Origin of the sequence: Acinetobacter towneri (genome assembly GCF_001758345.1) — a bacterium.
Classification (GTDB): domain Bacteria; phylum Pseudomonadota; class Gammaproteobacteria; order Pseudomonadales; family Moraxellaceae; genus Acinetobacter; species Acinetobacter towneri_A.
In genome coordinates this window covers 17,350-42,159 of the sequence record NZ_MKQS01000021.1, presented here as the reverse complement: position 1 = coordinate 42,159, position 24,810 = coordinate 17,350, and the positions used below count along the sequence as shown (strand labels likewise).

The 24,810-nt window shown below is 39.0% G+C and carries 28 protein-coding genes and 1 pseudogene; 9 read left to right on the top strand and 20 right to left on the bottom strand.

Features of this window, described 5'->3' with window-relative positions; all coding sequences use genetic code 11:
• A partial coding sequence (locus BJN41_RS14835; RefSeq protein WP_141730375.1) for a helix-turn-helix domain-containing protein occupies positions 1 to 194 on the bottom strand: 194 nt, incomplete at its 3' end.
• A 190-nt stretch (positions 195 to 384) separates the two neighbouring features.
• Positions 385 to 562: pseudogene (locus BJN41_RS14830) on the bottom strand (alcohol dehydrogenase catalytic domain-containing protein); the annotation flags it as partial.
• Positions 563 to 776: 214 nt separating this feature from the next.
• On the opposite strand from BJN41_RS14830, the gene BJN41_RS10805 reads away from it, so the two are divergent.
• On the top strand, positions 777 to 2,300 hold the full coding sequence (locus BJN41_RS10805) for a phospholipase D family protein (RefSeq protein ID WP_070155175.1): 1,524 nt from the start codon (positions 777 to 779) through the stop codon (positions 2,298 to 2,300).
• Between the two features lie 65 nt (positions 2,301 to 2,365).
• Here BJN41_RS10805 and BJN41_RS10800 read toward each other — a convergent pair whose 3' ends face one another.
• From BJN41_RS10800 to BJN41_RS10775, 6 genes are all read right to left on the bottom strand, one after another.
• On the bottom strand, positions 2,366 to 2,956 hold the full coding sequence (locus tag BJN41_RS10800) for a uracil-DNA glycosylase family protein (protein ID WP_070155169.1): 591 nt from the start codon (positions 2,954 to 2,956) through the stop codon (positions 2,366 to 2,368).
• 562 nt (positions 2,957 to 3,518) lie between these two features.
• The gene (locus BJN41_RS10795) at positions 3,519 to 4,229 is read right to left on the bottom strand and encodes an SGNH/GDSL hydrolase family protein (protein WP_070155167.1); all 711 of its coding nucleotides are present in this window, start codon (positions 4,227 to 4,229) and stop codon (positions 3,519 to 3,521) included.
• A gap of 155 nt (positions 4,230 to 4,384) precedes the next feature.
• Positions 4,385 to 5,128 carry an SDR family oxidoreductase gene (locus tag BJN41_RS10790; protein ID WP_070155165.1) on the bottom strand — a complete coding sequence of 248 codons (744 nt, stop codon included), beginning with the start codon at positions 5,126 to 5,128 and terminating at the stop codon, positions 4,385 to 4,387.
• A 10-nt stretch (positions 5,129 to 5,138) separates the two neighbouring features.
• On the bottom strand, positions 5,139 to 5,837 hold the full coding sequence (locus BJN41_RS10785) for a histidine phosphatase family protein (RefSeq protein ID WP_070155163.1): 699 nt from the start codon (positions 5,835 to 5,837) through the stop codon (positions 5,139 to 5,141).
• A complete protein-coding gene (locus BJN41_RS10780) occupies positions 5,834 to 6,955 on the bottom strand; it encodes a phosphotransferase family protein (RefSeq protein ID WP_070155162.1) in 1,122 nt (373 codons plus the stop codon). Before BJN41_RS10780 ends, BJN41_RS10785 begins: the two co-directional genes overlap by 4 nt.
• A 128-nt stretch (positions 6,956 to 7,083) precedes the next feature.
• Positions 7,084 to 8,325 (bottom strand): acyl-CoA dehydrogenase family protein, encoded by a 1,242-nt coding sequence (locus tag BJN41_RS10775; protein ID WP_070155160.1) that lies wholly within the window; start codon positions 8,323 to 8,325, stop codon positions 7,084 to 7,086.
• Between the two features lie 93 nt (positions 8,326 to 8,418).
• Between BJN41_RS10775 and BJN41_RS10770 the strand changes: the two genes are divergently transcribed.
• On the top strand, positions 8,419 to 9,336 hold the full coding sequence (locus BJN41_RS10770; RefSeq protein WP_070155158.1) for a LysR family transcriptional regulator: 918 nt from the start codon (positions 8,419 to 8,421) through the stop codon (positions 9,334 to 9,336).
• A 97-nt stretch (positions 9,337 to 9,433) separates the two neighbouring features.
• Here BJN41_RS10770 and BJN41_RS10765 read toward each other — a convergent pair whose 3' ends face one another.
• The 4 genes from BJN41_RS10765 to BJN41_RS10755 all read right to left on the bottom strand — a co-directional run bounded on the left by BJN41_RS10765 (position 9,434) and on the right by BJN41_RS10755 (position 13,027).
• The gene (locus BJN41_RS10765; protein ID WP_070155156.1) at positions 9,434 to 9,925 is read right to left on the bottom strand and encodes a hypothetical protein; all 492 of its coding nucleotides are present in this window, start codon (positions 9,923 to 9,925) and stop codon (positions 9,434 to 9,436) included.
• Positions 9,926 to 10,128: 203 nt separating this feature from the next.
• Positions 10,129 to 10,275, bottom strand: a complete 147-nt coding sequence (locus tag BJN41_RS15635; RefSeq protein ID WP_167562408.1) for a hypothetical protein — start codon at positions 10,273 to 10,275, stop codon at positions 10,129 to 10,131.
• A gap of 179 nt (positions 10,276 to 10,454) precedes the next feature.
• Positions 10,455 to 11,849 carry a class II fumarate hydratase gene (fumC, locus tag BJN41_RS10760; RefSeq protein WP_070155154.1) on the bottom strand — a complete coding sequence of 465 codons (1,395 nt, stop codon included), beginning with the start codon at positions 11,847 to 11,849 and terminating at the stop codon, positions 10,455 to 10,457.
• A gap of 173 nt (positions 11,850 to 12,022) precedes the next feature.
• Positions 12,023 to 13,027 carry an SDR family NAD(P)-dependent oxidoreductase gene (locus BJN41_RS10755; RefSeq protein WP_070155152.1) on the bottom strand — a complete coding sequence of 335 codons (1,005 nt, stop codon included), beginning with the start codon at positions 13,025 to 13,027 and terminating at the stop codon, positions 12,023 to 12,025.
• A 60-nt stretch (positions 13,028 to 13,087) separates the two neighbouring features.
• Here BJN41_RS10755 and tusD point away from each other — a divergent pair, with 60 nt between their 5' ends.
• The 4 genes from tusD to BJN41_RS10735 all read left to right on the top strand — a co-directional run bounded on the left by tusD (position 13,088) and on the right by BJN41_RS10735 (position 14,566).
• Positions 13,088 to 13,456: a sulfurtransferase complex subunit TusD gene (tusD, locus tag BJN41_RS10750; protein ID WP_019837556.1), complete on the top strand. Its 369-nt coding sequence runs from the start codon at positions 13,088 to 13,090 to the stop codon at positions 13,454 to 13,456.
• Between the two features lie 43 nt (positions 13,457 to 13,499).
• Positions 13,500 to 13,850 (top strand): hypothetical protein, encoded by a 351-nt coding sequence (locus tag BJN41_RS10745; protein ID WP_070155150.1) that lies wholly within the window; start codon positions 13,500 to 13,502, stop codon positions 13,848 to 13,850.
• 65 nt (positions 13,851 to 13,915) lie between these two features.
• Positions 13,916 to 14,200, top strand: coding sequence for a DsrH/TusB family sulfur metabolism protein (locus BJN41_RS10740; RefSeq protein ID WP_070155148.1), 285 nt, complete (start codon positions 13,916 to 13,918; stop codon positions 14,198 to 14,200).
• A gap of 54 nt (positions 14,201 to 14,254) precedes the next feature.
• Positions 14,255 to 14,566 carry a TusE/DsrC/DsvC family sulfur relay protein gene (locus BJN41_RS10735; protein WP_070155173.1) on the top strand — a complete coding sequence of 104 codons (312 nt, stop codon included), beginning with the start codon at positions 14,255 to 14,257 and terminating at the stop codon, positions 14,564 to 14,566.
• Between the two features lie 30 nt (positions 14,567 to 14,596).
• Here the strand turns inward: BJN41_RS10735 and BJN41_RS10730 are convergent, their stop codons facing one another.
• The 5 genes from BJN41_RS10730 to BJN41_RS15630 form a co-directional block, all read right to left on the bottom strand.
• Positions 14,597 to 15,085 carry a winged helix-turn-helix transcriptional regulator gene (locus BJN41_RS10730; RefSeq protein WP_019837560.1) on the bottom strand — a complete coding sequence of 163 codons (489 nt, stop codon included), beginning with the start codon at positions 15,083 to 15,085 and terminating at the stop codon, positions 14,597 to 14,599.
• Between the two features lie 186 nt (positions 15,086 to 15,271).
• Positions 15,272 to 15,730: a hypothetical protein gene (locus BJN41_RS10725; RefSeq protein WP_070155146.1), complete on the bottom strand. Its 459-nt coding sequence runs from the start codon at positions 15,728 to 15,730 to the stop codon at positions 15,272 to 15,274.
• On the bottom strand, positions 15,720 to 16,097 hold the full coding sequence (locus BJN41_RS10720; protein ID WP_070155144.1) for a hypothetical protein: 378 nt from the start codon (positions 16,095 to 16,097) through the stop codon (positions 15,720 to 15,722). The genes BJN41_RS10725 and BJN41_RS10720 overlap by 11 nt, the downstream gene beginning before the upstream one ends.
• Positions 16,098 to 16,238: 141 nt before the next feature.
• The gene (locus tag BJN41_RS10715) at positions 16,239 to 17,126 is read right to left on the bottom strand and encodes a DMT family transporter (protein ID WP_070155142.1); all 888 of its coding nucleotides are present in this window, start codon (positions 17,124 to 17,126) and stop codon (positions 16,239 to 16,241) included.
• Between the two features lie 183 nt (positions 17,127 to 17,309).
• Complete coding sequence (locus tag BJN41_RS15630; protein WP_019837564.1) at positions 17,310 to 17,459, bottom strand: hypothetical protein; 150 nt, start codon at positions 17,457 to 17,459, stop codon at positions 17,310 to 17,312.
• 206 nt (positions 17,460 to 17,665) lie between these two features.
• Between BJN41_RS15630 and BJN41_RS10710 the strand changes: the two genes are divergently transcribed.
• A complete protein-coding gene (locus tag BJN41_RS10710) occupies positions 17,666 to 19,090 on the top strand; it encodes a PLP-dependent aminotransferase family protein (RefSeq protein ID WP_070155171.1) in 1,425 nt (474 codons plus the stop codon).
• A 76-nt stretch (positions 19,091 to 19,166) separates the two neighbouring features.
• On the opposite strand, the gene BJN41_RS10705 is transcribed toward BJN41_RS10710, so the two are convergent.
• The 3 genes from BJN41_RS10705 to BJN41_RS10695 form a co-directional block, all read right to left on the bottom strand.
• Positions 19,167 to 20,495: a DcaP family trimeric outer membrane transporter gene (locus BJN41_RS10705; RefSeq protein WP_026438173.1), complete on the bottom strand. Its 1,329-nt coding sequence runs from the start codon at positions 20,493 to 20,495 to the stop codon at positions 19,167 to 19,169.
• A gap of 107 nt (positions 20,496 to 20,602) precedes the next feature.
• The gene (locus tag BJN41_RS10700) at positions 20,603 to 21,976 is read right to left on the bottom strand and encodes an MFS transporter (protein WP_070155140.1); all 1,374 of its coding nucleotides are present in this window, start codon (positions 21,974 to 21,976) and stop codon (positions 20,603 to 20,605) included.
• 288 nt (positions 21,977 to 22,264) lie between these two features.
• Positions 22,265 to 23,179, bottom strand: coding sequence for a LysR family transcriptional regulator (locus BJN41_RS10695; RefSeq protein WP_070155139.1), 915 nt, complete (start codon positions 23,177 to 23,179; stop codon positions 22,265 to 22,267).
• A gap of 115 nt (positions 23,180 to 23,294) precedes the next feature.
• On the opposite strand from BJN41_RS10695, the gene BJN41_RS10690 reads away from it, so the two are divergent.
• Both BJN41_RS10690 and catC read left to right on the top strand, forming a co-directional pair.
• Positions 23,295 to 24,404 (top strand): muconate/chloromuconate family cycloisomerase, encoded by a 1,110-nt coding sequence (locus BJN41_RS10690; protein ID WP_019837568.1) that lies wholly within the window; start codon positions 23,295 to 23,297, stop codon positions 24,402 to 24,404.
• Between the two features lie 13 nt (positions 24,405 to 24,417).
• Positions 24,418 to 24,708 carry a muconolactone Delta-isomerase gene (gene catC / locus BJN41_RS10685; protein ID WP_019837569.1) on the top strand — a complete coding sequence of 97 codons (291 nt, stop codon included), beginning with the start codon at positions 24,418 to 24,420 and terminating at the stop codon, positions 24,706 to 24,708.
• The last annotated feature ends 102 nt before the right edge of the window (positions 24,709 to 24,810 follow it).

Genomic DNA, 24,810 nt, shown 5'->3' with positions numbered 1-24,810 from the left:
TTTAAATTTGGTACTCGACGGGATTTATTGATCAGTGCGTCAATATCACCAGACTTCACTAACTCTTGATAGCGATAAAATGTATCTCTTGAAACACCCATCACTTTGCATGCTCTGGATACATTCTGAAGCTCTTCAGCTAAATTGAGCAGACCTACTTTGTGTTTAATGATTTGATTGTTAGTATGCAACATAAGAAAGTTACCTTTGTTTGATTAAGATTTCGACACCTTTATCAAAACGGGTAACTTTCTCTTTTTCAAGAAGAATGTACGATCAAGTCTGAACTAATACACCTTCATAGCCTGTTCAAGCATGTCTGGCAATTGCGAACGACCTTTTACCACCAAATGCTGTTCCTTTCCAAGTACGACCTGTCACCAATATACTGGTCACACCTTCACCAACTTCCACCATAATACCTCCACCTTTATACCCAAGAACTGCAGGAAAAATCCCCTTCAGGGGCTTCACCCGATAAGGTAAATGCATCGGTATAGCATAGCCCTATGTGGGTAATTTTGACCAACACTACTTCAGCGTACGGTGGTACAACATGAATTTCAACATTTTCAAGCGGCTAACGTAGGCCGAATGCGACGGCTGCGTGTGATTTCAAGAGCTAATTATCCCTAAAAAACACATTAATAGAGGACTAACAATATCCTCTTTCTATTCAGAGTTTAAAGCATTAACATGAGGATGATCTCAATGTATAAATACAGAATGACATAAGAATAATCATGAAAATCCAAAAATTTTATTACTGGCTTGGAATGTTCGCTTTTTACGCTATTTTACTGACTGGATGCAGTTTACCGATGAATCAAGCGAGCAAGGATAGCCCTGTCGAACCTTATGTAGATCATTGGCTGAATGGTCAGGAAATTGATGCGCACTTAGCTAAAAATTTAACGGCTTATCTTTCGCTAAATGATGCCTTTGGTAGCATCGCCTCGCGTTTATATTTGATTCAAAAAGCACAGCATCATTTAGATTTACAATATTACATTTGGGAAAATGATTTAATCGGTCAGTTGATGTTGGCTGAACTGCTTAAAGCTGCAGATCGTGGTGTAAAAGTGCGTTTATTAATTGACGATCAAAATGGTACACAACTTGATCAAACATTCAAACATCTTGTCCAACATCCTAATTTTGAAATAAAAATTTTTAATCCATACAAATATCGGCATTTTCGTGTCATGGATTATTTGTTTCGTTTTAAACAAATCAATCGCCGTATGCACAACAAATTAATTATTGCCGATGGTGCAATTGCCGTGACAGGTGGGCGCAATATTAGCCGTGAATATTTCGATGCCAGTGAAAATTTTCAATTTACAGATATGGATATTCTATTCTATGGCAGTACTGTTCCCCAAGCTAATGATGTTTTTTTAGAGTTTTGGAATGACGAACTAAGCTATTCGGTAAAGCAATTATTAGGCACAGGAAACGCGTTGCAATTGCGTGAATTACGTCATCGCTATGATTTAAATGACAAATATAAAGATAAAATTCGTGAACGTGTGGCTAATGCACAAGAAGAAATTAGCATCAAATTAGACCGAAGACCTGTACAGTGGGTACGAGCGTATTTTGTGGCAGATTCGCCAAATAAAATTCGAGGTACAGCACAAGGCGAGCAACTGATTTATAAACAAATGTTAAAGTTAATGGGTGAACCAAAACAACATTTGGAACTGGTTTCTGCCTATTTTGTTCCAACGGAAGATGGGCTAAAAACACTTACTCAACTGGCTAAAAAAGGAATACAGATACGCGTATTAACCAATTCATTTTTAGCCAATGATGTGCCTTTAGTACATGCATTTTATCAGCAGTACCGCGTAGATTTACTTAAATCAGGCATTCGTTTATATGAGTTTAAGCCTTATATTGAGCGAAAAAAACGTACTTGGTATGAAGTTGCAACGGGTAACGTAATTCCCGCAAAAGGCAAAAATGCCTCAAGTTTACATGCCAAATTCTTTGATATAGATGGTATGGTCTTTGTAGGCTCTTTTAACCTTGATCCTCGTTCTGCCTACTTAAATACCGAGGTTGGCTTGGTGTTAGAATCTGAACAATTACAAGAAGATGTTTTCAAGTCTTTAGATCGTTATTTGCCACAAATTGCGTATGAACTAAAATTAGATAACAACGATCAAATTATTTGGTTAGATCATCAGGCAAATGGCAGTATTCAAACGTATCACCATGATCCTGAAACTACACCATTTCAACGGTTTATAATGAAAACAGTGTCATTATTCCCTATTGAATGGATGATGTAATGACATTGGATATGCATGAGTTGATTGAATCATATTTCTTTCCCCTACAATTACTTCAATGTTTCTTATAGTAAGCCTATTTCTTTAAATAAGTTAAAATACGCCTCTGCTTTTTTCTCTAAAGCCAACGGATAGGCTCGTGAAGATGAAGGCATCCGATATAAATGCAAATCACGGTTGGCAAAATAACAATGTGTCGCCTGCCCAATTTGAGGTTTTTTGGCAGTTTCAGGCATGGATAACATAAGTGTATCTGTTGCCTTGTCGCCAGTGGTCATAATGCTTTGACACAAAGGCATATTGCTTAAAAGTGCGGCAATATCCATTGGTTTTTCAATCTGTAAAAATTTGTCTGATGCATTGCCTTTTAAGCGAATCACCTGCTGTGCGGTATCTGAAATAGCAATACCTGTAGTATTTAAAAAATCAATAATTTTATGAAGATGAAAACTTTTAGCTTCTACATTTAAAAAGTAGTTTTTATCCTGAAAAAAACATAAGCCAAAAATTCGCCACATATCATTTTGATAATTCGGATAATAAAAATCCATTTTCCAGCGGCTTTTAGGTGGTGGAAAACTGCCTAGCATTAACAGCTGAGCATTGGTGGGTAAAAAGGGTTTGAGTGGGTGGGTTTCTATTTTAGAATCAGTCATTTACAAGTTAAGAATTTAATATAAATTAAGTATATCATCGCATATATTTTAGCTGGAAAGTGCAATGATCTGAGTTTAATTATTTAGCTAAAAAATCAAATTCACAAAATTTTCACAATATGATTTTTTTGCCTGGAAATTATCACTTAATTGACAGTGGAGTTTTCGAAAATAGCTATACAAAGTTACTTCCAAAATATACAGATGAATAATGAAGCTAGGTGCTTGACAGAGCCATAGCCTATTACAAATAAAATATGACATTCACTATACTTCTTAAAGTTGAGTCAAGCGCTTGCAGAAGTAGTTTTATGTGTTACAGCGAAATTTTAACCCAACGCATGCACTACTTTTAGTACAATATCAAAATCGGGTACAACCTCGCCAAGTAAAATAACGAGCGATATCATGGTTCACATCCTAACCCCGTATCTGTCTATAGCTCGTTGGGGCATGCTGCGGGCATTAGTGATTTGAATCTGCGTTTAGCAAAATAGCCTACAAAAAATAAATGAATGGAGAACAAAAGTAGTTTTTACATCTTAGGTCACAATAATTCTACCTAAAACCGTTCTAAAATCCTATCCGCGACTTCTTTGCCCCAAATTTGGTAAATTTCTTTACTTGGGTGAAAACCATCTTTTGCCATTTCTAAATTCATGGATTGATATTTTTGAATATCATATTCAATCCATTGCATATCTTTTTGTTTTGAAACCATTTTTTCTAGTTGTAAGTTCATTTGTTTCGCATATTGCCCAAATAACCAAGACAATTGATTGGGTAATGCAGGAAATAAATGCATCGGTGGAACGCCCGTAGCGATGATTAATTCAGGTTGGAATTTCGCTTGTATAAGCTGATAAAATTGTTGCTGTTGTTTAATCCAAGTCCGTGCTGACATTAAGCGAGTCACATCATTGACACCCACAGAAGTAACCACGACATCATATTTTTGATTTACCATTTTTTGGGTCTTTTGAATAACTTGTGAGGTCGTATCTCCAGACTGTGCTTCTAAACGCCAATGTACTTGATACTGATGTTGCAAGGCAGAAACCACCGCGCCCAATAGTGCATCATTTTGATGTGCTACCCCAACGCCTGCAGCGGCAGAATCACCTAAAATCAATAATGTTAGCGTTTGCCCTTGCCCTGTAATTCCGTCACGTGCTCCTTCGGCTTCTGACAATCGAATCGTGTTCTTTTTAACCCGATTTCCCTGAATCAACAAGGCAGGAAATAAAGCAAGGGTTGCTGTTCTAAGCCACATCACACTTCGCTCTTAAATGTAAAAACCGAAAAAATTTAAAACCTAAATAAAAGTAGATACTTAAATAAAAAAATAGCATCGTGTCATTGAAAGTGCTTTCATTCATCATCAGCTTTAAATTTCAGGATGCTATTCAATACTATGATTACTGCGATTTATCCGAGCTTATTGACCAATTTTAATGGTAAAACTTTCATAGCTAATCCTAGTGGCAACCATGGCCATTTAGGTACATAGGCTTTGATGGGTGCTTTTTCAATTTCTGCTGCAAGTAAGCGAGAACCTGTTTTTTCATCAACCTCAAAAGGCAGTTTTTTTGCACCTTCGTTGATTTCGGTACGAATATAACCTGGGAAAATAGTCGTAACTTGAATAGGTGTATCAATTAATTCTGCACGAATCCCTTCTGCCAAATGTGCCACTGCAGCTTTACTTGCGCCGTAAGCAGTAAGATGTTTTGGCATCCCACGAATAGCGCTCATAGATGAAATCATCACCAAATGTCCTGAGTTTTGCTCACGGAAAATTTCAACCGCTGCTTCACACTGCGCCAAAGCTGAAATAAAGTTGGTTTCTACCGTAGCTTTGTTAATGGCAAAATTACCTTTACCAATGCGGCGCCCTTCGCCTACGCCTGCATTGACAATAATGCGGTCAATTTGTCCAAAGTCTTGTTTAAATTCACGAAATACCAGAAACACTTGATCATAATTGGTGACATCCAGCGTTTTTGCAATGACACGAACACCAAACTGGCTTTCCAGTTCTTGTTTCAGTGTTTCTAAACGCTCTATACGTCGGGCACAAATCGCAAGGTTATAACCCATTTGAGCAAATTCACGTGCCATACCCGCACCAATACCCGAACTTGCACCTGTAATTAGAATTGTTTTTGTCATGGTTTGATCCTTAAATCCAAGTCAATAAATTTGAGTTTTCAGCTTTGATAAAATGATGTTCATTCAAGCTCAACAGTTGTGGTTCACTGCCGACCAAACGCAAAGTGGTGATACTTGAGTTGGTAATTGCCCAGTTCAATGCAAAGGTTTTATTGGGCGTTAAGCCTAAAATTTTACCTGCCACCACCGAAATCACACCACCAGAAGTAAATACCACAGCATATCGTGGTTGTCTTTGGGCTAAATCATCACATAAATGCTGCAATGCATTTTCGACACGCTGTTTAAAATGCGGCCAAGATTCTTCATATTCGTGGTGATATTCACCGCCTGTCCAGCGTTCTATCGCACCTTCAAAGATTTTTGCCAAATATGCACGAGGATTGACCTCTTTCGCGACATCTTCTTTCATCAATTCAGGTTGATTAAAACGCGGTTCATACTGAGCAAAAACCTGTTGATGATTAAACTCATTCCATGCACTATCGGTATGAATTTCAACCTCAGGAAAACATTCTGACAAAGCCAATTGAGCAGTTTGCTGATGACGCTGCATTGAACCAGCCACCACATAAGGTGCTTCTTTTAAAATGCGATCAAAATAACGTCCGAGCAATTTGGCTTGTAACTCACCATTGGGCGAAAGTTGGTCATAACTTTCTGCCCCGAAAGATGCTTGCCCATGACGAATTAAATAAATAGTGGTCATTTCGGCATCAATTCCTTAAATTTGGTGATATATTTTTGCGCCAATTCATTTGCTTCTAGTTTTTGCAAGCCAATTAACTTTAAAGCACGGATATGCAAAGCATGAATGACAATCCAAAAATCTTTAAATGCAGGATTATTGGTTTGCTTGTGGAAATAACGATAATAAATTTGCTGGGCGATTACTGCTAAACGGAAAATTCCAAACACTTCATAGAATGTCCAGTTATCGGTACTCAAGCCTGTTTTGTGTAAATAATAATCCACGACTTGCTGACGTGTGAACATGCCTTTTAAATGAGTTGGTTGACGACGAGTTGCTTTAAAAATTTGGTTATCGCTATCTTCCACCCAATATGCCAAAGCAGAGCCTAAATCCATGAGTGGATCGCCCAGTGTTGCCATTTCCCAATCCAAAACCCCAATCACTTGAGTTGGATTTTTGGGGTCTAAAATCACATTATCAAAACGCCAGTCATTATGAATAATGCAGGTTTTAGAATCTGCAGGAATATGATCTAGTAACCATTTACGCACATATTTAAAAGATGGCACGTTAATGGTATGCGCTTTGGCATAGCGTGCATCCCAACCTTCTACCTGACGTCGGCAATAACCATCACCTTTCCCTAATTTTTCTAGCTCAGTTCCTGCATAAGGTACTTGATGCAGCTCGATGAGTTTATCAATGACATTTACACAAAGTTCATGCACTTGCGCTTCGCTAAAATCAAGCTCAGGTGGCAATTTTGCACGTGGAATAATACCTTCAATACGTTGCATCACGTAAAAATCGCTGCCAATGACAGATTCGTCCTGACATAGTGCTACCATTTCAGGTAATACAGGATAAAACGGGGCTAAATTCTTTTGTACATGATATTCACGCGCCATGTCGTGTGCGGATTTAGCTTTAGTACCTTTAGGTGGACGACGCAAAATTAAATCAGCATTGCTGTACTTGAGGCGATATGTCCAGTTAGATGCACCGCCTGAATATTGTGTGACTTCTACAGGTTCTAAGACATCGACATTTTGTTGTTTTAACCATGCTGTCACTGCCTGAATATCGAGTTCTTCACCTTTGCGTACTGTGCCGCCTACATCAATAACTGACATTATTTTTCCCTAATTTCCCATTTTTTTAATCTAACATAGATTTTCGGTGTTCACTTGTGATGTATCGGCAATATAGAAAATATTGCCAATACACTATCGAGCGACACAATAAAAAATTCGCAACTGACTTATTTTTTTCGGCTGCTACGATAACCACGTTTTGCCAACTCAAGTTTGGCGATCATGCCTTTGTGTACTTCGTCTGGCCCATCAGCAAGACGTAAACTTCGCGCTTGAGCAAAAAAGGCTGTCAGCGGTGTATCTCTAGACACGCCTGCGCCGCCATGAATCTGCATCGCCATATCCACGACTTTTTCCAGCACACTTGGCGCGACCACTTTAATTGCAGAAATTTCAGTCAGTGCTGCCATATTCCCTAAAGTATCCATTTTATAGGCAGCATACAAGGTTAATAATCGAGCCTGATCAATGGCAACGCGAGCTTCTGCCACACGTTCCAGGTTACCACCCAGTTTTAAAATCTCTTTACCAAATGCGGTACGGCTCATACCCCGGTCAATCATCAACTCTAATGATTTTTCAGCAGCACCGATGCAACGCATACAATGGTGAATACGGCCTGGCCCTAAACGCCCTTGGGCAATTTCAAAGCCTTGACCTGCACCCCCAATAAAATTCGAAACTGGAACACGAACATTATCAAAGCTGACTTCGCCGTGGCCATGTGGTGCATCATAGTCACCAAAGACTGGAAGCATCCGTTCGATTTTTACGCCTGCAGTATCGAMTGGAACTAAAACCATGGAATGCTGATGATGACGGTCTTTGGATTCATCCGGTGTATGTGCCATAAAGATGATGATTTTGGCATTTGGATCACCCAAACCTGAAGACCACCATTTACGACCATTCAAAACAATTTCATCACCTTCAACTACCGCCGTCGCCTGCATATTGGTAGCATCACTTGAAGCCACAGCAGGTTCAGTCATACAGAACACTGAACGGATTTTCCCTTCCAGAAGTGGCATCAACCATTGCTGTTTTTGTTCTTCAGAACCATAGCGCCACAATACTTCCATATTACCGCTATCTGGCGCATTACAGTTAAAGACGGTAGGTGCAATCAGGCTTCGTCCAGAAAGTTCAGCGATATGTGCATATTCCTGAACGGATAATCCCTGACCTAATTCTGGACAAGGCAAAAACATATTCCAGAGACCTGCCGCTTTGGCTTTATCTTTCAATATTTCAAGCTCTGCCGGCCATTGCCATTTTGTCCAGTCACCGCCCTGATTTGATTCGTGAACTTCTGGCCAGAATTCAGCTTCAATCGGCTCAATTTCTTTGGTAATAAAGGCTTTGGCACGTTCTATATAGTCTTTGGCGCGTGCAGATAGCTCAAACATGGTTCAAATCCCTTAAAATATTGTATTCAATGCTTTACAACACCTTAACTTGAAAACTAATATGAACAAAATGATTTAATTCAATAAAACACTATGAATCATGTTCATAACAATGCAAAAGTTGATCTTGCCGTTTTTCATCGTTTAGACATCAATTTATACCCGATGTTTGTTGCAATTTATGAGCAGCGCAGTATTTCCAAAGCTGCACAAATTTTGTGTATTAGCCAATCTGCTGCCAGTCACGCTTTGCAACGTTTAAGACAACATTTACAAGATGATTTACTGGTACGAAGTGGCAATCAAATGCTGCCTACGCCTTTTGCCGAGCAAATTTATCCGACGATTAAAAATGCCCTGTTGGCGATTCAGAGTATTGCAATACAGAAGCAGCAATTTGAGCCGAATATGTTGCAATCGCTTAAAATTGCCATCCATGATGAAATTGAACCGATTATTTTTCCTAAATTGGTGGCACATTTTCAAAAGCTGAATTTGGATATTCAATTTCTGAGCCACAAATTAGACCGTAAAATGGTTGTGGCAGATTTGGCGGCACAACAAATTGATTTTGTAATTGATTTAGAACAAAATTTTGGTGATAAAATTCAGTTTCAACCCTTAGTGCAAGACCATTTTGTAGTTTGTAGCTCACAACAAGAAATGAATACCGCACTGTATTTATCTTCTGCACATATTGGGGTTTCATCACGGCGTACAGGTATGTTGCTAGAAGATATTTATTTGCATCAAAAGCAATTATCACGGCAGGTTTTTATGCGTTGTCAGCATTATTCTACGGCCTTACAGATTTTACAGCAGTATCCTCAAGCAATATTGACCATACCTGAAATGATTTTAAAGCATTTAAATATGAGCCAAAAATTGAATATTTTTCAAGTCCCTGTAAATCTGCCTTTGATTAATATGGGGATGTTTTGGCATAAAGATTTACAGGAAAATTCAAGGCATTATTTTTTAAGAGAGGAAATTTCTAAAATTTTTGCTTAGGCTATTTTGAGTTAATCTTAAATTCGCAATGGTTGCTAATTGTATAAGCTCTATAAAATAAAAGCTGCCGAGGCAGCTTTTTAATTAGGGATTGTTCTTAAAACTTCGCTTCCAATACCTTTGTAGATACTTTACCTTTCCATAAATCACGCAAAATTTGCAAATAGAATTTCTCACCTACTTCTACCAATTCAGCATCAATTAAAGTATGTGTTTCATGCATAAATAAGTAATCTAGCTCTACAGTTTGTAATTGTTGCTGTGCTTTGGCGAAGTCTTTACGTTTTTGTTGGGCTTGTTTCACTAACTGATCTGCAAATGTCTTGCCCTTGAACTGACTGAGCGCATTTAAACGTAATTCAATCACACCCCACCCACTGAGCAGCAATTTAAACAATTCTAAATCCGCAGTGGTCGATTCCCACGTCATTTCTTCCAGATTTTCGTTTTCAGGCAATACAGGGAGTAAAAGCTCCATTACACTTGGAAAAATCTTTTTAAAATTCAAGATGAATTTAACAGGCTGCTCACCAGGGTAATCTTTAAATTGCACGTGTTGCTGAACATCTGTTAAATAAATTGAGAGCATTGAATAAAACCTTAAATTCTAAAAATTGTTATTTACGGCGTAATACACAAACACCTAAACAACAAGAGAGATGCATTTTATCAACAATCATAATTTATTCAATGCTGTATTGTTGCTTGTACTTCAGCTAAAGTCCCACAAAGAAGAGAGCCGCCAAATTGCGACTATCTTACCATTTGGTTTTAAATCTCAGACCAAACTACTTACTTTTGCTCCTTAAGCGGATGGTCTGGTTCTGTATTTGGCTTTTTCTGTGGCTCGGTATTTTTATAAAGATCGTGCTTACCCTTATCCTCATTGGACTCTTTTTGAGGGTTAGATTCTTGATTAGATGAATTGATATTGCTCATATTAATTTCCTTATTTCATGATATCTGTTTATAAATAAAATGAATTTGACTTAACATCAATAATGTTCGGGTTACTCCTTACTAATCTGCAACAATTTCGCTGATTTTTATAAACAAAGTCTGTGTTTATCTCGCATCATAAGCAGACAAACACAGACCTTTAACTATGCTTAAACTGACTATTTGGTGTTTGGTGCAATCATCTGTTCTGGACGTACCACTTCATCAAACTGCTCTGCTGTGACCAAATTCAGCTCTACTGCAACTTGCTTTAAGGTTTTATTTTCCTTATAAGCCGTTTTAGCTACCTTCGCTGCATTCTCATAACCAATTACAGGATTCAAAGCAGTGACTAACATGAGTGAATCATGCAAAAAGTGATCTATTTTTTCACGGTTTGCTTGAATGCCCACGGCGCAATGTTCATTAAAGCTATTGCAAGCATCCCCCAAGAGTTGAATAGATTGCAATAAGTTATATGCGATCACTGGCATAAATACATTGAGCTCAAAATTGCCCGACGCACCTGCCACGTTAATTGTGGTGTCATTACCCAACACTTGTGCAACTACCATGGTCATTGCTTCGCTTTGTGTTGGATTAACCTTGCCCGGCATAATACTTGAACCTGGTTCATTTTCTGGAATTCGCAATTCACCCAAACCACAACGGGGGCCGCTGGCTAACCAACGAATATCATTGGCAATTTTATTTAAACTCACCGCCAAAGTTTTTAATGCACCTGAAGCAAATACCGCAGCATCACGCCCAGCCAAAGCCTCAAACTTATTGGGTGCAGTCACAAAAGCTAAGCCTGTAAGCTGTGCCAATTTTTCAGCTACTTCTACCGCATAATCAGGGTGTGCATTTAAGCCTGTACCGACTGCTGTACCGCCCAATGGCAACTCATACAAGCCTGTTAAAGCCTGTTCTAGACGTTTTAAACCATGATCTAGCTGCGATACATAGCCACTAAATTCCTGCCCTAAAGTTAATGGTGTCGCATCTTGTAAATGTGTACGTCCAATTTTGACAATTTCAGAAAATTCTTCACTTTTCGCATGCAACGTATCGCGCAAACTCTTTACTGCAGGAATGAGCAGTTCATTAATTTGCAAACTCGCTGCCACATGAATTGCAGTTGGAAAAGAATCATTGGTTGATTGGGCACGGTTGACATGATCATTCGGATGTACAGGATTCTGTGCACCTAACGGATGACCTAGTTTCTGATTGGCAATATTGGCAATCACTTCATTACAGTTCATGTTACTTTGCGTCCCCGAACCGGTTTGCCACACCACCAAAGGAAATTGACTATCCCACTGCCCTGCAATGACTTCATCTGCTGCACCAACAATGTACTGCGCCAGTTCTTGAGGGATTTGCCTTAAGTTTGCATTAGTGATTGCCGCCGCTTTTTTAACTAAGCCCATCGCGCGAATCATGGCGCGTGGTAAACGCTCATTACCTATTTTAAAATTTTGTAAGCTGCGCTGAGTTTGCGCGCCCCAAAGTGCATCATTCGGGACTTGAACCTCACCCATGGTGTCATGTTCAATACGTGTTTGCATGTTCAGCCTCATTCCTTCGTGAATAGATTATGATGTCAAGTATTCATATATTGATCTTATAAAAACCAGCTGGTCAAGTAAATGATAATTATTATCAATAGTTCCGTTGCGTTGTATTTGTTTCAGCTATAAGGCTTCGTAATAAACTTTCAAAGAGTTGTATAGCACTAGTTTTAATGCTTGAGCGTATTTTGATAAAAACGCCACTCATCCTCTAGCATTTTTTCTAAACTACGTTTTGGCTGCCAGTGTAAATACTGTTGTGCCTTATCTATAACTGCACCTAACTGATCTAACTCAGGATATTCATAATGAATTGCAGGGACTGTAGCAATTTCCGCATCGGTGACTTCAGCGATACGTGCAAGTAACTGCTGAATTGAGACGACTTCTCCTGCAATATTAAAGGCTTCGCAGCTATGTGTTTGTTCGAATAACCAATGCAGGCTTGCGATGACAGCCTCACAGACATCTAGTACATGCAGAAAGCTGCGTTCTACGGTTTGATCTGCAGTATTGGCTTGCTGACGTAATTCAATTGCTTCACGCTGTTTTACTGCAACTTGCATCGCCAAAGGAACAATATTTTTAGGTAATGGTGCAACGACTTCGCCTAAAATACCGTGTTCAAATGCGCCTGCTATATTACTCAAGCGCAAAATAGCAATGTTCCATTCATCATCAGTTCTAAAAGTATCGCGGATGATTTCTTCAACCATCTGTTGAGATTTTACATAGGGATTGGCGTAGCTGTAATTAAAGCTCTGGCTTTCTTCTAGATTTAATCCAGACTTTCCATAGACCGCTATACTTGAAAGATGCACCAAACTACGCACGCCTGTACGTTGCATAGAACGCAATAAACTCATAATAGAACTGACATTATCGTTATAATATTCGAGCGGTTTGAGTACTGATTCTTCTAAAGATTTAAACCCTGCACAATGCACCACTGCAGTAATTGAATATTGTTCAAAAACTTTGTTCAGCGCGGGCGTATTTCTAACATCTAGTTTGGCAAAAGGCACATAACGTCCTGTAATATATTCAAGTCGCTCTAAGGTCTGCATACTTGAATTGGATAAATTATCTACAATAATGACCTCTTGCCCTTGAGCCATGAGGCTTAATGCAATGTGTGAGCCTATAAAGCCTAAACCACCAGTCACTAAAATCATTTATACTACCTTTTTTACAAAGTCTGAATGCGCCTTAGCACATTGCATTAGTGAATTTTGATGAGCACCTTATTACTAATAACCTCCGCACCAACCTCTATTCATGCATGGCATGCACTTGGTCTTGCTCAAGCCTTACAACAGAAAAATGAGGCTTTTCGTGTGTTTTTTTATCAAGATGGCGTTGCTGTAGCGAATGAGTTGCAATGGGTACCCGATGATCAACGCAACCTCAAAACAGAATGGCAAAAATTGTCTATTCGTTTACCGGTATGTGTAAGTGCAGCACTGGCACGTGGTATTAGCGATGCAGACAATGCTAAACGCCATCAACTAAGCCAACACAATTTAGCTGCAGGCTTTGAATTGGTTGGCTTGGGCGAACTGGCCGATGCAGTGCAAACCACAGAACGCCTGATTCAATTTTAAGCGATTCATTTTGTAAATCTGTTGCATTAAAAAGGTAAATTGTGTGAAAACTGTACTCGTGGTTTTACGTCAGGCCAATTTAAACAGCTTACAAGTACATGAAAGCTTGTCAGCAACAATGGTACTGGCAACTTTTGGTTGTGAAGTCAAAGTATTATTACAAGATGCGGCATTAAGCCTATTACAGTCGGAACTGGCTTTTGATTCATTTAAACACGCCTTTAAAGTGGCATCCAACTTGGTCGATAGCTTTGAGTTTTATGACCTCAGCCCAATTTTGATTGAACATAAACATGCTCACTCACCGTTTATTAAAAATACGATACATGAGATTGAATGGGTGGAACTGAATCGGGAGCTGATTCAAACCTTTGATCGGGTTTTATATTGGTAGATTGATCGGCGCTTTAACAGTTTGATTGATCATTTGACCACATCTAAACATCTATAGAGAAAAGCATGACTGACGCAAATTTATATTTAATCCAGGCAAGTTTTGATAGTACTACGACAAGTTTAGCCCAGCTAAATGCCATGTACGCTCCGCAAGATAGCGTTGTACTGATGGGTGATGCGGTATTGCATCAACACCATCCGCTTTGTGCCCAGCTAGACAAAATATATGTACTGGAAAATGATGCAGAAATATTGAATGGTCATTTGGCAAAAAACGTACATCCGATTGATTATGCAGCTTTTGCAACGCTGTGTTTAGCACATCAGCGCTGTATTAGCTTAAAATAACACGCCGTAATGATACAAAACTCAAAGCAATTTTAATGGTAAATGAAACAAGAGATGACACTAGAATTAGATCAAGATGGACATTTGCTGGATTACACTGTCTGGAATGAACAAGTAGCACAAGAACTGGCGCAAAGTTTAGCGCTCGAACTCACGGCTTGGCATTTTGAAGTTCTGCATGCGGTACGCCAATTTTATCAGCAATTTGGACACTCACCTGCAACCCGCCCTTTAATCAAATTTTTAATGAAAACTGTAAGCCCAGAAATTAACAATGCTGTTTTGCAGGATAAATTTAATACAGGTTTAGTGGCGCGTCATTTAAGCCGTTTAGCGGGTATTCCTAAACCAGCGAACTGCTTATAAAAAATTGCTCCTGATGAATACGACACTGATTTAGACTTGTTTTAAATTCTGCTGTGCTTGGATGTACTGATAATACACTGAGGTAAATTGTGGCTTCACCTGTTTGGCATGAAGTTCTTCGCCACATTCTGAACATACCACGACAGGCTGAAACGTTTTAGCACAATTTTTATGGATGTATTCCACAGGCTTACCTAAACCTTGATCCATCCATTTATCTGCCCAATTTGCCATAGACAGCATTAAGGGATAAAGCTCCAAGCCTTTTTCAGTCAATTTATATTCAAAACGTTCTTGGCGTTCTACATAAGGCACTTTGACTAAAATTTCATGTTCCACCAGACGCTTTAAACGATCCGACAATACATGCCGCGTTACGCCCAAATGTTGTTGAAAATCATCAAAACGATGCATGCCCATAAAGGCATTACGAATAATCAGCATCGTCCAACGGTCACCAATCACCGACAAAGTTCGTGCAATCGAACAAGGCTGCTCACCAATTTCATCCCATTTCATGTATGTCGCCTATCCCGCAGTCCACTACATGCAAGTTAAAAGATTCTACAGGCTTTGCAAAGTCAGTTTTACATGAAAATGAATAAAAATGATGCATGACTTGACAATCTGCATAAAAGTAATCCTCAATTTTGAGTCTTATATGTTGGCATCTTCAGATTTATTATTTACTTATAAGGCAGATTACTATTTAGATGTAGAACCCGCACAAAAAACTTGTTCGGTCATCCCTGATGCCGTAAAACTGTTGTGCTGCTGTTCTAGATATCGCTTTGCCACCATTAACATCATAGGTGCAGGATACAAACTTGGATTGTGCTCGGAAATTTCAGCAATATTTTTATAGGCGTGATAGCGTGCACAAAATGCCTGTTTTTGTTGTTCTGCCGTTGCTTGGCTAGCAGGATCATCCAATACTTTTTTGCTGTCATTCACAATTTGCGTGTATTGATTTAATAAGTCTTGATATTGCGTTTGAGTCAATCCATTGACTGCGTGTTGGATTGTAATTGGTGTATAGGATGCTTCAAGCGCCAACTGCTGCGCTTGGATACCTTGTGCCATTACGCTCAGACTTTGCAGTCCAAGCATCATCCTCACCAATATTTTTGCCATGATTGGCATACGCATAAACTTAAGACGCATCGCCTTCTTTCCAGACATCTTCATAGTCATCTGCATCAATCATAAAGCGGTAGCCTTGCTCTAAAGCCAAGTATGGAAGCACATCAGGCAAAATATCTTGTAGCTCACGCACAGGCATGGTTTCAAAGCTCACTTCATCTTCACCCAGTTCACCGCCATAAATATACCACGCAACTTTTTCTTCCCCTTCTGGCGCTTTACGCAATCCCACAATTGGGTCTTTATTTAAGGTCTGGACTGCAATTGCGACAACATCATCGCCACTCACTGCAATATAGGCTGAACCAAACTCTTCACAGAGCAGTTTTTGTTCTTCTATCAATTCTGCTAAGGCTGAGTTTTTTTGCTTTTGCTGTGGTTTAGACATGACAATTCTCTAAGATAAGCTGTGAGTATTCTAACGAGATTGTACGGATAGAGAATCTTTATTTTTATATTTCTGAGATTCTTAAATCAAATGCAAAGGATATAACATGAATTTGAAATTACATAGCTTTGAAATATAACCCTACGCCCAAATCACCAACATTGCCGCAAGTACGACCAATCCCAATCCCCAATGATCGGTACGAGCAAGTTTTTCTTTAAAGAAATAGGCTGAAATTAGTAAGCTGAATAATATTTCAATTTGTCCGAGTGTTTTCACAATCGCTACAGTTTGCATACTCATGGCACTAAACCAACCTAATGATGCTAAAAAACTGCAGACGCTCACTTTAAAAGTTAATCCCACCCGCTGCCACATGGCATACAAGGTATGTCGTCTAAACATACCTAAATACACCAATAAAATACAGCATTGTAAACCAATGACCCAAACCAAAACCCATGCAGCGCGGTGAATAAACGGTAAGAAATCGAGTTCTAAACTGGCCTCTCGTACTAAAAGTGACGTAACAGCAAAACTGAATCCACTTCCGATTCCAATGGCTAAAGTCGTGAATGAAAAATCACTACGTTGGCTGCCTTTACTCAACAGAAATACTGCAATCCCACCAATCGCAACACCTAACCAAGCCAATGCGCTTAAATGTTCTTGTAGGAAAATCACGCCTACAATTGCAGCTAAAACTGCCTCACTTTTGGCAAGCCCGACACCTACTGCATAATTTTTTTGTTGAAACAGTTTTACCATTAAAGCCGTGGCTAAAATCTGACACACTGCTGCAATGATGATATACAGCCAAAACATCGAACTAAAATGTAGTTCGGCTTGAACAGGCTGCTGCCATTGTAAAATGCTTAAATACACCAGTGCAAAAGGCAAGGCAAAAATAAAACGCGCCAGAGTCACGCCATAAATATCGACACTTGTGCTGAGTTGTTTTTGAAAGGCGTTGCGCCATGCCTGCATAAATGCAGCCATTAAGGTAAAGAGCACCCAACTCGAAATCATTACAACCACAAATGCGTTACAAATAAAGCTTTAATTTACGCCTATTCTATTATTTTTGCGATCTTTATTGCTTTTCAGATATACCTTTATGATCGTTTTATCAACAAAAAAGCATTCATTAAAATTCAAATGAATGCTTTCATATCTTGAGCCGATTTAGAGATGCTGTTATTCAAGAGACTGTTATAACTTATCTAAATTTATCACTACAGCTACGCCAATACAAAATAAAGCCACGTACACGGTAAACCAAATAATCATGTGCTTAAATGCTTTATCTGAAATACTGCTATCGGCATATTTCTGAGGTTTGCGTGAGTTATCTTCTTGCATATCAACTCCAATCTAACCAGATTTTGGGGAATATAGCGATTATGCAAAATTTTAATCTATTACTATAGATACAAAATATTCATTAAAAACTATAACAGATTATTTTAGATTCATACTCATCTGTTATAAAAATAACATTTATTTAATGTTTTAAATCCAAAAATAGATCAAAATAATTAACAGATGCAAAAATGATTGGTCGTACCATGTATAAATCTGAACAATTGGCGTTAAACATTCGGCAACTCATTGAAAATGGCGCATGGAAAGCACATAGTAAGTTGCCTTCGTTAAGAGAACAATCACAAATCAGTGGTTATAGCTTAATGACCGTACTGAACGCTTATCAAGAACTTGAAGCGCAGGGATTGGTATATACCAAACAAAAGTCAGGTTTTTATGTTGCAGAACGTCTCAATCAAACGGAGCTACCTGTACCAAGTAGCTTGAGTTTAAATGCACATATTCAAATGAACTCTTTGGTCTTTGGCTATTTAAAATCAATTCAGCCTGCAGATGTCAGCCCTTTGGGTTCTGCCTTCCCCAATGCAGAATTGCTGTTTAACCCCAAATTCATGCAAATTTTAGCTCAGCATGCCAAGCGAAAAGCCAGTTATATGAGCCATGACCACATGCCACCAGGCAATTATGAATTAAGAACTATCATTGCAAATCGCTACTGTTTGCAAGGCATACCCACCCATGCAAATGATATTGTCATCACATCAGGTGCTTTAGATGCGCTCAATTTGTCATTACAGGCGTTGACCAAACCTGGAGATTTTATTTTATTACAAGAAACTATTTTCTATGGTGCATGGCAAGCAGCTGAACGTCTTGGTTTACAGGTGATTACCATTCCAGAACACCCTGTTTCAGGTTTCGATTTAGAGTCATTTGAACAAGCCTTAAAACAATACCCGATTAAAGTCTGCTGGTTGATGTTGAATATTCATAACCCTATTGGCTTTAGTGTCAGAGATGAAATTAAGCAACGTATTGCAAGTTTGCTTGAAGAATATCAAGTGTATTTAATTGAAGATGATGTCTATCAAGAATTGTATTACGGTACGCAAAAACCGCTACCCATGAAGTATTTTGACCGACAACAACGCGTACTGCATTGCGCTTCTTTTTCTAAAACATTGGGTTCTGCTGTGCGGGTCGGTTGGGTTTATGCAGGACAATTTTCCCATGCTATTCAGCATTTTCAGCTAATGAGCACGGTTTCGGCAAGCCCATTACTCCAAAATACTTTGGTCGATTTTCTTTCACACCATCATTACGAAAAACATTTGCGCCAATTACGCAAAGAACTGGAAAAACATAAGAAAGTGTTTTATCAGCAGTTGAAAAAGCGCTTAAATCCAGCTTGCAAAATTCACTACTATTCTAGTGGTTATTTTTTATGGATTGAACTGCCTGCATATTTAGATGGCTATACAATTTATGAGCAATTGATTCAAAATAATATTGGCATTGCGCCAAGCCAACTGTTCCGTTCTGAACAAGTCAGCCAAAACTTTATTCGTTTAAATTGCTCTTTTGCTTGGAACAGTAATATTGCTGCTGCACTAGATGTTTTGTCTGAGGTGATACAACAGCACATCACGCAATATACTCATGCCTAGAATTACAGAGCCGATCACCCGACAATAAAAAAAGCTGAGTTTTTGACTCAGCTCTTTTGTAGTTTAAAGTGCATTTTTAGAAGTTATAAATCGCCACGAGATTTAAACGATTATCTTCACCTGTTTTATTGCCATTCGCAGCTTCACCGAATGCTTCACGCTCACCATAAACATATTCAAGACCAAAGCTTAACGGTTTACGAGGGCTATAGAATACGTTTGCCCAAGTTTGCCATAAATCTTTGTTAATCGTAGTTTTGTCTGGTGTAGCTGCAATATAGTTAGGGTCTTTGTCAAAATTCATATAACCATAACCTAAAGTACCATGCACGTTGTCACCAAACTTTTGTGTAATACCAACCATGATTGAGTCAAACTCGCTTTGAATAAGACTACCATTTGTCTGAGCAACCACGCCTTTATTCGTGAATGACACAAAGCTGCTATCCCCTTTTACATGGTAATAATCGGCTTTTAAAGTCGTGCCTGGTACAACATCATATTTTGCACCGACACCGACGCCCCAAGCCATTTCTTCATCAGAATTGACACGTTTTTCATGTCCCATCGCACGTAGGCTGACATTTAAATTATCTGCAAACTGATGATTTAAACGCGCAGTTAATGCAGGTAAACGCTGGTTGATTGAACTGTCTTTAGGGTCTTCAGCTGCAACCACTAAATTGGTTTGTGGGCTAAACTTTGTTGTATAACGTACTTGAGGTGTACGTTTTACCGCGCCACCAACATACGCCAAAGCATCAATGGTTTCAGGCATATAGTCTGGAATCGCAAAGTTTGACCAAGTTTGACCAATCAACCAATTTCCGTAGTTCAAATAAGCATGGCGAATACGTAAATTATCAAGGTTTGCTCCACCTAAGAAGTCAACTTCGATTTTACCTTTTACGTCTTGATCACCCACTGGGCTTTTAAAATCTAAACCTATACGGGTTGCTGAAAGTGTTGATCTTAAACGATCACTTTGTTCATTATTTCCTTCAAGTGGTACACCGTTAATTTGGTTATACGGCATATCTTTAGCGCCGCCTTCTACCTGATAAGAAGCATCTAAACGCACGTTACCATATAAATTAAATTCGGCACCTTTGGCAGTTTTTAACACAGGATTAGCAACTGGTGCTGCTGCAGTACGTTGAACATTGGCAATTGCCGTTGCTGTTTGTGCATTTTGTACTTTTTGCTGCTCAATCAAACCACGTAAAGCCTGAACTTCTTGTCTAAGTTGTTCAATTTCTTTTTGCTGATCAGTTTGCGCTTGTGCTACAACACTTATACCGCCCATGCTCAATGCAATCATGCTCATCATGAGCGTGCGCTGCATTGTTGGTCGAACCGTTGTAGGTTGAAAATGTGTGGATTGGGTTAATGTTTTCGTGTTCATCCTAAACTCACTTATTATTGTGCCATCAAAATCTAGCAACAGATCACCATCGCTTACGATGGCGATCTATATCGTTGATGACTTGAGATTAAAGAAAAGATAAAAAATTATTGGGTTGCTTTTTGTGTGACTGGATTGCTGTTTAAAACAGGTTCCACAGCGGCTTTAGCTTCTACAGATGTTTTTAAATTCACCATGAAGATTGCTAAGGCAGCAATTACACCTGGAATCGCAATAGCAAAGAAGTTCATTTGGTGCGGTAAATTCATGGTTAATAGTGCACCTGTGAGTACTGGCCCAACGATTGCACCGATGCGACCAATACCTGACGCCCAGCCCATACCTGTAGAACGTACAGTAGATGGGTAATATTGTGCGACAAAAGTATAAAGCAGGATTTGTGAACCAATGGTTGCTGCACCTGCAACTGCAATTAAGGTATACAACACAATTTGTGGACTGTTAAAGCCAAGCAAAATTAATGCTGCTGCACCACAGATAAACATAATGGTCACTACTTTTTTGATATGGAAGCGGTCAGCCAATGCACCCCCTCCAATTGCGCCAATCATGCCGCCAATGTTCAAGGCAAATAAGAAGATCATACTTGCACCAAGTGAGTAACCCGCTTGGATCATTAATTTTGGTAACCAACTGCCCAATGCATACACCATCAACAAGCACATGAAAAATGCGATCCAGAACATGAAAGTACTGAACATACGACCTTGTTGGAACAATGCTTTTACAGGTGCTTCATCGCCTTTAGTCACCTCATTTAGTACAAACTCAGTGTCACCATTTAATTGATGGCTTGGTGAAATTTTTTGCACGATTGTACGGGTTTGCTCAATTTCTTTCTTGTTGGTCAAATACATGAGTGACTCAGGCAAGAATTTCCAAATGAGCGGTAAAGCGACTAAAGGAATAATCGCGATGTAGAACATGATTTTCCACCCAAATTGTGGCACTAACCATGCTCCCAATAATGCTGATGTCATACCGCCAATTGCATAACCACTAAACATGAGCGCAACCAAAGTACTACGAATACGTTTTGGTGCATATTCAGTCATTAATGCCACAACGTTTGGCATGACACCACCAATACCAAGCCCTGCAAGGAAACGTAAAATACCAAATTCCACTGGATTGCTTGCAAATGCACCTAAGAATGTAAAGCCACTGAAAATAGCCACACAAATCATAATGGTTTTTTTTCGGCCTAACTTGTCCGATAACGTACCAAAGGTCATGGCACCAAACATCATTCCAAATAATGCGGTACTGGCCAGTAAGCCAGCTTGAACTGCACTTAAACCCCACTCTTGCATGAGCAGCGGCAATGCAACCCCATAAATGACCAAATCATAACCGTCAAAAATAATGATCATCAGACACCAAAACAATACACCCCAATGAAATGGCGTGAACTTGGCCTCGTCAATCAAGGTATTAATATTAATTTTATTGCTTTGCATCTTGCTCCACCTCCTAATTGTGAAGTCCGTTACTCCAACTCAGATGCACACAATGGATAAAAAGTTAAAATTTGTCCAAAACTGAATAGGCATGAATACATACCTAAAAAGTCTACAACATTGTAATATATTGATTTTTAATTGAATAAAAATAATAAGGCGAAAAAAAATACTGCGATGTGATGCTTAAACAAGTTTTTCAGGGCAATTCACACAACAGTATTTTTTTAAAATATCTGTGCTCTTCTCAAGAAAAATATTTATAAATGTTTGTTTTATATAGTTTTACTAGAATACATTGCGGTCATAAGTGACAGCTTCCAAATCATAGACTTGATAAATACAGTCAAACAAAGATCGAATATCTTCACTTTCATCCATATTACGGATTGCCATAAATATAGGACTTACAGCCGTGTTATCTAATAAAGGTATAAAATGCAAATGCGCCAAATGAATGTTTTGAGCGCTTTCTGGCACGATACACACACCCTCTCCTGCAGCAACAAAACCCAATGCCAATTGTAATTCACGTACTTCACGAATTTTTCGAGGTTCTAAACCATGCTCAGAAAACACGCCACGAATTTGAGTAGAAAAATTTGGCTTAGTGTGGTTTGGATATAAAAATAGATGTTGATCAACAACATCTGCTAAATATACACCTTCTTTTTGTGTCGCGAACGGGTGGCTAGAATGGACTGCAACCATCAAGCGTTCCTCACGTAATAAAATACGTTTAATTGCAGGATCAGAAATTCTTAAACGTCCAAAACCAACATCTATACGCCCTTCTTTAAGTGCTTGAATTTGGTCATTGGTGCTCATTTCCACCATTTCTATTTTTAAATGCGGGTGCTGCTGCTTAAACAAATACACAATTCTTGATAATAATCCGAACAATAAAGAACCAACAAAGCCAATAGTCACGGTACGATCGGTCATACCGACTCGTTTTGTCATCGACTTAATTTCTTCCGCATTAGACAAAAGTTTAACGGCATGTTGATAAAAGAATTGCCCTGCCTCAGTGGTCTTAAGCGGCCTGCTTCCACGCTCGAATAGTTGAATTCCAAGCTCTTGTTCTAAATTTTGAATCTGTCTGCTCAAAGGTGGTTGAGCAATAAAGAGTTTTTCTGCTGCCTTGGTGAAACTTTGCTCTTCTACAACAGCAACAAAATAACGTAAATGTCTGAGTTCCATGGCTAAGAATACCTTTAAAGTATAAAAAAATGCAAATTTGATCTTAGACCAATTCAATTTATTCTTTTAAGGTATATCACAAGATGTAATAAAGCAATGACATGAAGGGCAAACCATGTATAAGTCAGTAGAAACTTTGCTGCTGGAAATACCAACCATCCGTCCACACAAGATGGCTGTTGCAACCATGCAAACCCAAACTCTGGTATTAGTCAAAATCACCACTGAAGATGGTTTTGTTGGCTGGGGCGAAGCAACCACGATTGGTGGCTTGGGCTATGGTGAAGAAAGCCCAGAAAGTGTGAAAACCAATATTGAAACATATTTCGCACCATTGCTAAAAACTTTAGCTGGCTTAAATGTTGCGCAAACTTTACAGGTCATTAAAAAGAATATTAATGGTAACCGTTTCGCGAAGTGTGCCATTCAAACTGCTTTATTAGATATTCAAGCACAGCGCTTAAACCAACCTTTAAGCGAAATTTTAGGTGGTCGCTTACGCAACTCGGTTCCTGTTTTATGGGTACTTGCATCTGGCGATACAGAAAAAGACATTGCTGAAGCACAAAAAATGATTACAGCAAAACGTCACCACACCTTCAAGCTCAAAATCGGTTCACGCCCAGTAGAGCAAGATGTAGAACACGTATTAGCTATTAAACAAGCTTTAGGTAAAGACGTTTCTATTCGTGTAGACGTAAACCGTGCTTGGTCAGAGCTTGACGCAATTAAAGGCATCCAGCTTTTACAAGATGGCGGTGTCGACTTAATTGAACAACCATGCGCAATTGACAACATTGATGCCATGGAGCGTCTAACGCGCAAATTTGATATTGCCATCATGGCAGATGAATCGTTAACAGGCCCACAAAGTGCTTATCAGTTGGCAAAACGTCATGCTGCATCTGTATTTGCAGTCAAAGTTGCCCAATCTGCTGGTCTGCTTGAAGGCTGTGAAGTAGCCACAGTTGCACAATTGGCAGGTATTGACCTTTATGGCGGCACCATGCTTGAGGGTCCTGTAGGCACGATTGCATCTGCGCATGTGTTCTCGACCTTCCAGAATTTAACTTATGGCACAGAATTATTTGGTCCATTACTACTGACCGAAGAAATTTTAAAAACCCCACTTCAATACCAAGACTTTGAGTTACACCTTCCATCAGGTGCGGGTTTAGGCGTTGAGTTGGATGAAGACAAAATTGACAACTTGCGTCGTCAGTAATTAGGAGAAACTTATGCTTTTCCATGTACGTATGGATGTAAACATTCCATTGGATATGCCAGCAGAAACTGCAAACGAAATTAAAGTCGTTGAAAAAGCATATTCACAGGAATTACAGCGTCAAGGTAAATGGCGTCATATTTGGCGTATTACTGGCCAGTATTCAAACATCAGTATTTTTGATGTTGAGAGCAACGAAGAACTTCACAACATTTTACAAGGTCTACCGCTCTACCCATACATGAATATTGAAGTGATGCCATTAAACCGTCATCCATCTTCAGTTCGAGAGGATGACAGTTAATTGATTACCGGATGAGGAATCGCAAGATTTCTCATCCAAAAGCCAAACAGAAAGTACTGCAACAAGGGATTGTGGCCAGCCAAATTTAGCCAGCTAATAAAG

Coding starts and splice junctions, on each gene's coding strand:
- BJN41_RS10805 (WP_070155175.1), top strand. CDS start 777: ATGTTCGCTTTTTACGCTATTTTACTGACTGGATGCAGTTTACCGATG.
- BJN41_RS10800 (WP_070155169.1), bottom strand. CDS start 2,956: ATGACTGATTCTAAAATAGAAACCCACCCACTCAAACCCTTTTTACCC.
- BJN41_RS10795 (WP_070155167.1), bottom strand. CDS start 4,229: ATGTGGCTTAGAACAGCAACCCTTGCTTTATTTCCTGCCTTGTTGATT.
- BJN41_RS10790 (WP_070155165.1), bottom strand. CDS start 5,128: ATGACAAAAACAATTCTAATTACAGGTGCAAGTTCGGGTATTGGTGCG.
- BJN41_RS10785 (WP_070155163.1), bottom strand. CDS start 5,837: ATGACCACTATTTATTTAATTCGTCATGGGCAAGCATCTTTCGGGGCA.
- BJN41_RS10780 (WP_070155162.1), bottom strand. CDS start 6,955: ATGTCAGTTATTGATGTAGGCGGCACAGTACGCAAAGGTGAAGAACTC.
- BJN41_RS10770 (WP_070155158.1), top strand. CDS start 8,419: ATGAATCATGTTCATAACAATGCAAAAGTTGATCTTGCCGTTTTTCAT.
- BJN41_RS10765 (WP_070155156.1), bottom strand. CDS start 9,925: ATGCTCTCAATTTATTTAACAGATGTTCAGCAACACGTGCAATTTAAA.
- BJN41_RS15635 (WP_167562408.1), bottom strand. CDS start 10,275: ATGAGCAATATCAATTCATCTAATCAAGAATCTAACCCTCAAAAAGAG.
- fumC (WP_070155154.1), bottom strand. CDS start 11,849: ATGCAAACACGTATTGAACATGACACCATGGGTGAGGTTCAAGTCCCG.
- BJN41_RS10755 (WP_070155152.1), bottom strand. CDS start 13,027: ATGATTTTAGTGACTGGTGGTTTAGGCTTTATAGGCTCACACATTGCA.
- tusD (WP_019837556.1), top strand. CDS start 13,088: ATGAGCACCTTATTACTAATAACCTCCGCACCAACCTCTATTCATGCA.
- BJN41_RS10740 (WP_070155148.1), top strand. CDS start 13,916: ATGACTGACGCAAATTTATATTTAATCCAGGCAAGTTTTGATAGTACT.
- BJN41_RS10735 (WP_070155173.1), top strand. CDS start 14,255: ATGACACTAGAATTAGATCAAGATGGACATTTGCTGGATTACACTGTC.
- BJN41_RS10730 (WP_019837560.1), bottom strand. CDS start 15,085: ATGAAATGGGATGAAATTGGTGAGCAGCCTTGTTCGATTGCACGAACT.
- BJN41_RS10725 (WP_070155146.1), bottom strand. CDS start 15,730: ATGCGTCTTAAGTTTATGCGTATGCCAATCATGGCAAAAATATTGGTG.
- BJN41_RS10720 (WP_070155144.1), bottom strand. CDS start 16,097: ATGTCTAAACCACAGCAAAAGCAAAAAAACTCAGCCTTAGCAGAATTG.
- BJN41_RS10715 (WP_070155142.1), bottom strand. CDS start 17,126: ATGATTTCGAGTTGGGTGCTCTTTACCTTAATGGCTGCATTTATGCAG.
- BJN41_RS15630 (WP_019837564.1), bottom strand. CDS start 17,459: ATGCAAGAAGATAACTCACGCAAACCTCAGAAATATGCCGATAGCAGT.
- BJN41_RS10710 (WP_070155171.1), top strand. CDS start 17,666: ATGTATAAATCTGAACAATTGGCGTTAAACATTCGGCAACTCATTGAA.
- BJN41_RS10705 (WP_026438173.1), bottom strand. CDS start 20,495: ATGAACACGAAAACATTAACCCAATCCACACATTTTCAACCTACAACG.
- BJN41_RS10700 (WP_070155140.1), bottom strand. CDS start 21,976: ATGCAAAGCAATAAAATTAATATTAATACCTTGATTGACGAGGCCAAG.
- BJN41_RS10695 (WP_070155139.1), bottom strand. CDS start 23,179: ATGGAACTCAGACATTTACGTTATTTTGTTGCTGTTGTAGAAGAGCAA.
- BJN41_RS10690 (WP_019837568.1), top strand. CDS start 23,295: ATGTATAAGTCAGTAGAAACTTTGCTGCTGGAAATACCAACCATCCGT.
- catC (WP_019837569.1), top strand. CDS start 24,418: ATGCTTTTCCATGTACGTATGGATGTAAACATTCCATTGGATATGCCA.